Below are 6,275 nucleotides of genomic sequence, written 5' to 3' on the forward strand. Positions count from 1 at the left end.
ACCCCGGCTCGCGCCAGGCCCCGCACCGCCGCCGCACCCGCTGACGATACGGAAGCCGACCTCCCCGCCCCACCCGACACCGCCACCGAAGCGGCCGCGCCCCAGGGCTTCCTCACCCTGGTCACCGAACCCTCCGCCCGCGTGTCCCTGGGCGGCCGCTCCCTGGGCGAGACCCCCCTCACCAAGGTCGCCCTCCCGGTGGGCAGGCACACCCTGAAGCTCATGGATGGCACCGGCCGGCCCCTGAAGCTCCTCGTGGAGATCAAACCCGACGACACCACCTCCGTCCGGGTCCCCCTGGAGCTGCTGGCCAATCCCTGAACCCGTCCGACTGTCGGACAGGTTTCGCCTCAGCCACGCAATCGCTCTACGGCGTCCTCCGTACCCGAGGCATTCCGCCCGGACGTGCTTCCACGTCCTCGCGCTTTGCCCGGAGCCGACCATGAGGGTTTCCTCGCTGTCCCTGCTCGCCGCCTGCTGCTTCGCCACCACCGCCTGCACCGCTCACGCGGAGGACGCAGCGAAGCCCTCCCAGGGCTCCGGTGAGACGCGCCAGGTGGAGGACTTCCACGGCGTCTCCGTGGGCCACGGCATGCAGGCGGAGGTGAAGGTGGGCCCCAAGTCCGTCCGCCTGGAGGGCTCCTCGGAGAACCTCTCCCGCATCCAGCTGGAGGTGGAGGACGGCATCCTCACCACGCGCGTGGAGCGCAAGGGCTGGAGCGGCCTCAACGGCCGGGTGAAGATCATCGTGTCCTCGCCCCGCATCGACCACGTGGAGGTCAGCGGCGGCGGCCACATGAACGCCGACGTCACCGCGTCCGACGAATTCGACGCCGAGGCCAGCGGCGGCGCGGTGCTCACCGTGCGCGGCGTGGACGCCAAGAAGGTGGAGGCCGAGGCCAGCGGCGGCGCGGAGATCACCATGACCGGCCGCGCGCGGTCGCTGGATGCCGAGGTCAGCGGCGGCTCGCAGCTCCACGCCCAGCAGCTCCAGGGCGTCACCACCCTGGACGTGGACGCCAGCGGCGGCGCCATCGTGGAGGCCAACGCCTCCGACAGCGTCACCGGCGAGGCCTCCGGCGGCAGCATCGTCCGCCTGTCGAAGCGGCCCCAGAAGGCCGACCTGGACGTCAGCGGCGGCTCGCGCCTGGACACGTCGAACTAGCCGCCGCGCGCCGGGAAGAGGTTACCCGGGCCCCGGGAGTGACCCGGGGCCCGGACAGGCCCCCCATGAAGCACCAGAGCCGCCGCACACCGGACCTCCAAGGTCATCCGGGCGACCGTGCTCCTTCCACGTGGATGCCGACCGCACGGGTGTGCTGCCGGACAGGCGCGTGGGCCCCATGGAACGCGCTCGAGTGACCGAACGCTTCGCAGTCCCCAAGATATTGGAAGTCCGTCCCAATCCCAAACACCGTCGGTGTCTTTCGCCACCGGACTCCCAGGGGATCCTGCGTCATGCGGCGCCTGCCGTCCCAGACAGGCCGTAGGGGCGGACGCACCGCGCTCACACGGTGCGTCGTTGGAACGCAGCAGGTCGGGTCCATCCAGCGTTGATGGAAAACTCCGTACGAATGGGACTCCGGGAGCAACCGGTCAGCGGGCCGGGGGGAAGCGGTCCGCGTTCTGACGCTCCACCATCCAGCCGGGGTACTCGGCGGGCAGCTTGGAGACGGCGTCCAGCTTCGAGAGCTGCTCGGGGCTGAGGCGCAGCTCGGTCGCGGCCAGGTTGTCGTCCAGCTGGGCCTGCGTCTTGGCGCCCAGGATGACGGTGGTGACGTGCGGCTGGTGCAGCAGCCAGGCGAGCGCCACGCGCGCCACGGTGGTGTCCGTCTCCTTCGCGACGGCGTCCATCACGTCGATGGCGTTGTACGCGCGCTCGCGGTCCACGGGCGGGAAGTCGAAGGTGGTGCGGCGGGCACCCTCGGGCCCTTCGGCGCCGCGGCGGTACTTGCCGGACAGGAAGCCACCCGCGAGCGGGCTCCACACCATCAGGCCCACCTGCTGGTCCTTCATCAGCGGCACCAGCTCACGCTCCAGGTCGCGGCCGGCGATGGAGTAGTACGCCTGCAGCGATTCGAAGCGGGACAGGCCCCGGTGGTCGCTCAGGCCCAGCGCCTTCATCAGCTGCCACGCGGCCAGGTTGGACGCGCCCAGGTAGCGCACCTTGCCCTCGCGCACGAGGTCATCCAGCGCGCGCAGCGTCTCATCCAGCGGCGTGGCCGCGTCGTAGCCGTGGATCTGCAAGAGGTCGATGTGGTCCGTGCCCAGGCGCTTCAGGCTGGCGTGCACGGAGTCGAAGATGTGGTAGCGCGACAGGCCCACCTCGTTCTGGCCCGGGCCCATGCGACCGCGCACCTTGGTGGCCAGCACCACCTGCGACCGCTTCGCCGCGAGCGCCTTGCCGAGCAGCTCTTCCGACTGCCCGTACGAATACACGTTCGCGGTGTCGAAGAAGTTGATGCCCGCGTCCAGGCACCTGCCCACCAGCGCGTCGGCCTCCGCCTGGCCCTGCTGCCCGATGTTCTTCCAGTAGCCCTCGCCACCGAAGGTCATGGCGCCGAAACACAGTTCAGAGACAAACAGGCCGGTGCGGCCCAGCGGACGGTAGTGCATGTGCGTGTCACCTTGGGTGGAAGTGAAGGCGGCCCCTCTTAACGTCCGGTCCACGGCCCCGCATCAGGAAGGCACGCGATGACGGACGCGCGCCGCTTCGTGGGCTGGGACCTGACGGACCCGTTCGCCCGCGCTCCCCGCCCCGTGGACGAAGCCGTCGTGGACGGGGACGGCCGCGTGCGCTTCTCCCAGCGCGTCTGGCCTGAGCCACGGACGGGTCACGGACTGGACCCGGAGGCGCTCGCGGAGGCCTTCGCCCTCCAGCCCGGCGACGTGGTGGTGGTGGACGGGCCGCAGGCGCTGGCGAACCCCGGTGAGCGGGTGCGGGACGCGGAGCGGAAGCTGCGAGCTCCAGGCCGCACGCCGGACGTGCTGCCCCTGCCTGGAGCACCCTTCGCGGGCTTCGTGCGCGGCAGCGTGCTGCTGTTCGCCGCGCTGCGGGCCCACGCGCGGGTGCCGCTGCTGGACCTGGACACGCCGGCGCTGTCCCAGGCGCGACTCTTCGAGGCCTTCCCCGGCGCCACCTGGCGCGCGCTGGCTGTGGAGAAGTTGGGGGCAAAGGCCTCGCCCGAAGGACGCGCCCGGAGGCAGGCCCTGCTGGAGTCCGCCGGCCTGCGCTTCCTGGACGCGGGGACGTGCACGCATGACCAGTTGGACGCCGCGCTCTGCGCCTGGCTGGGCTGGCGCACGCGCACCCGGCCCGGGGACGTCACCGCGGTGGGCCTGCCCCTCACGCAGGACGCGGACGGGACACTGCGCGAGGGGCGCATCCTGGACCTGGACCGTGGCGTTCAAGCCGCGCCGCGCCAGCGTTGACCACCCGTGGACACTAAACTGCTCTTGCTTATTTTACTGTTTAAGCTGTTTTAATCCCTCTCAACTCCAACCGGAGAGGGACAACACATGCGTAAAACATCGTGGAAGGCCGTGACGATGGTGGTGGGGCTCGCGGGCGCGCCGGTGCTGGCGGAGGACGCGACCGCCCATCTGCCGTACGGCGTGCCGGTGCCGGAGGGGCAGGAGCTGACGGCGGAGCCGGAGCCCTTCAACGAGTCGGTGCACGGCCGGGCGCTTCCCAACACCCAGCCGCAGGCGAACGAGGTGCTGAAGGGCGCGGCGGCGCGGCTGCCGGAGCGCTCCAGCCGGCCCCGTCCGCGCGACCCCATCCCGGACATCTTCCCGGGCTCCGGGGACCGGGGCTTCTGGGTGAACCAGGGCCAGGGCATCTTCGCGGCCAACGACGCGCAGACGGACCTGGTCATCCCGGACAACGCCATCGGGACGACCATCTATGCGCCCACGCACATGCCGGCGGGCAACGTGTGCGTGGAGACGGTGACGGCGCACTGGCGCTACTCGGGCATGGCGACGACGGCGCACGCGCACGGCTTCTGGGACCACTGCGGCGTCGACGGTGCCACGGGCTGGCAGACCTTCGAGGGCATGGATGCGACGTGGAAGGGCAAGTACGTGCGCAGCTACGACGGCGAGGAGCGCTACTTCACGGAGGTCTACAAGGACGGCAGCGGCTGCGCGCACGGCCTGCTCTACAACTTCACGCAAGGGCTCTGGGAGGAGAAGCTGACGCCCATCTGCGGCAACTCCAGCTTCGCCACCGGCTGGACGATGTGGGAGTCGCACTACCTGATGGACGTGGCGCAGCGCTGCCCCGCGTTCCCGCGCGTGCGGGCCTCCGGCATCCAGATCCTCAACGCGGGCGCGTGGCCCGCGCTCACCACCAGCAACAGCAGCCAGCTGGGGCCCTACGGCCTGTGCTGGACCAACGGCACGTACAACTTCTCGGTCTCCGTGCCCAACAGCGACTGGACCGCGCTGACGCCGTGATGCGCGTCGCGGGGACTCAGCGCCCGCGCACCGGGTCCTCGTGATGGTCGTGCCCTGGCCCGCCGAAGGTTCCGGGCCAGGGTTCCTCCGCGGGCTTCAGGCCGGGGATGGGGAAGCGCCGGAAGCGCGCCTGGCTGTAGGCGTACGGCGGATCGCACTCGCCGCACGTCGTCGCCCCGTCCATCATCACCACGCTGTCCGGCCCCAGCTCCAGGAACTGCGCGGGCGTCGCCGCGTTCGACACGGGGCACTGGAACACCTCGCTGCCGTCCTTCGCGCTCACCGCGAACAGCACCGGCCCCTTTGCATCCAGGCCCGTGCCCAGCACCACCGTCTCCGGCGGCTGCCCGGGCCACGACGTCCAGCTCGCCAGCCGCACCTCCGGCGCCACCGGCCCCGGCCACCCCTGGAACGCATGCGTCCAGGACGGCGTGAGGTTCGGCAGCGCGTAGCCCTCCAGCGTCCAGCCTCCCGCCGTGGCGTCCTCGGACGGTGAGGGAATCACGTGCGCGGACGTCGCCAGCGCGCGGCCCAGCCCCCGGGGGAAGGTCTGTGAACCCACCGGCTGCCCGTCCTGCGTGCTCAGCGCCTGCGTGGAGCGCTCGTTGAGCAAGAGCCCGTTCACGATGGCCAGCTCGCCCGCGGCGAAGGCCTCCGTCTTGCGCCAGCGCGGCACCCCGTCCTGCGAGAACGCCATCAAGAGCGTGGGCGCCCCCGGATACAGCGGCGCCCCCACGTTCTGCGTCTGCCCGAACGCCAGGTACAAATCCCCCGCCGCGTCGGACGCCACGCCGTACGGGTGCGGGTGGTTGCATTCGGAGAGCAGCGGATCCTGCAAGGCCTGCGCGGACACCATCCCGCCAAAGGCATCCAGCACCACCAGGAAGTACCGCCGGCACAGCGTGTCGCGCGCCGTGCCTGTCGGGTACGCCTCGAAGAGGGCCGCCAGCCGGTCCGGCTGCATCACCCCCAGCCGCGCCATGAACACCGTCGTCAGCCCCTGCGTGAAGTCCGGCCGCGCCGCCGCCAGGTCGAACGTCCACCGGGGCGCGCCCGTCACCCGGTCCAGCAGCGACACCTGCCCGGAGCCCGGCAGGTCCATGCACAACAGCCGGTCGTTCCACAGCATGCACCGGCGCCCGGCCACGCTCGCGCGCACCGGCACCGGGCCCGCCGCGTCCAGCAGCGCCGGCACGAAGAAGCCCACCAGCGTCACGTCCCCCGTGGGCCCCACCAGCAGGTCGTGCAGCGCCTCGCCGTTGGAGGCCGCGTCGTAGGTCCAGTCCGGCACCACCGCCGTCGCGGCGGGGCGCTCGCACACGGAGCCCTTGCACTTCCCCGGTCCCTGGCACGGGCTGGCCGGCGCGCACGCGAAGTTGTCCGGCGGGTCGCGGCGCTGGCACGTCCCGTCCAGGCACACGTCCGCCGCGTCACAGCCGCGCTCGGGGCCACAGAACGTCCCGTCCGGCGCCTTCGCCAGCGTGCACCCCACCTTCGGGTCGCACGCGCCCACCTGGCACTTCCCGTCCCCCGGACACGGCGGCGCCGGCACCGCCGTGCAGCCATCCAGCGGGTTGCACACGTCCGTGGTGCACGCGTTGCCGTCGTCGCAGACGCGCTCCGTGCCCTTGCACCGCCCCGCCGTGCACGTGGCGTCCTGGATGCACGCGTTGCCCGGGTCGCACGCCGTGCCGTCCGGCTCCTCGGCGTCCACGCACGCTTCCGTCGTCACGTCGAAGGTGGAGGTGTGGCAGGCCACCGGCGTGGGGCAGTCCGGGAACGGGTTCGCCTCCCCGCGCAGCTCCACCCGCACC

General features: G+C 71.7%; 6 protein-coding genes. 4 read left to right on the forward strand and 2 right to left on the reverse strand.

Annotated elements, in window-relative coordinates:
• Window positions 1-321 (forward strand): PEGA domain-containing protein (locus tag D7W79_RS37175; RefSeq protein WP_120530011.1); only part of this gene is annotated, 321 nt, incomplete at its 5' end.
• Window positions 322-442: 121 nt separating this feature from the next.
• Window positions 443-1,165, forward strand: coding sequence for a head GIN domain-containing protein (locus D7W79_RS37180; protein ID WP_120530012.1), 723 nt, complete (start codon window positions 443-445; stop codon window positions 1,163-1,165).
• 431 nt (window positions 1,166-1,596) lie between these two features.
• On the opposite strand, the gene D7W79_RS37185 is transcribed toward D7W79_RS37180, so the two are convergent.
• The gene (locus D7W79_RS37185; protein ID WP_120530013.1) at window positions 1,597-2,616 is read right to left on the reverse strand and encodes an aldo/keto reductase; all 1,020 of its coding nucleotides are present in this window, start codon (window positions 2,614-2,616) and stop codon (window positions 1,597-1,599) included.
• 78 nt (window positions 2,617-2,694) lie between these two features.
• Here D7W79_RS37185 and D7W79_RS37190 point away from each other — a divergent pair, with 78 nt between their 5' ends.
• On the forward strand, window positions 2,695-3,432 hold the full coding sequence (locus tag D7W79_RS37190) for a DUF429 domain-containing protein (RefSeq protein ID WP_120530014.1): 738 nt from the start codon (window positions 2,695-2,697) through the stop codon (window positions 3,430-3,432).
• 87 nt (window positions 3,433-3,519) lie between these two features.
• Window positions 3,520-4,461, forward strand: a complete 942-nt coding sequence (locus tag D7W79_RS44040; protein ID WP_158617149.1) for a hypothetical protein — start codon at window positions 3,520-3,522, stop codon at window positions 4,459-4,461.
• Between the two features lie 16 nt (window positions 4,462-4,477).
• On the opposite strand, the gene D7W79_RS37200 is transcribed toward D7W79_RS44040, so the two are convergent.
• Window positions 4,478-6,275 (reverse strand): tenascin-X (locus D7W79_RS37200; RefSeq protein WP_120530015.1); only part of this gene is annotated, 1,798 nt, incomplete at its 5' end.

This window comes from Corallococcus exercitus (genome assembly GCF_003611585.1).
Taxonomy (GTDB): Bacteria; Myxococcota; Myxococcia; order Myxococcales; family Myxococcaceae; genus Corallococcus; species Corallococcus exercitus.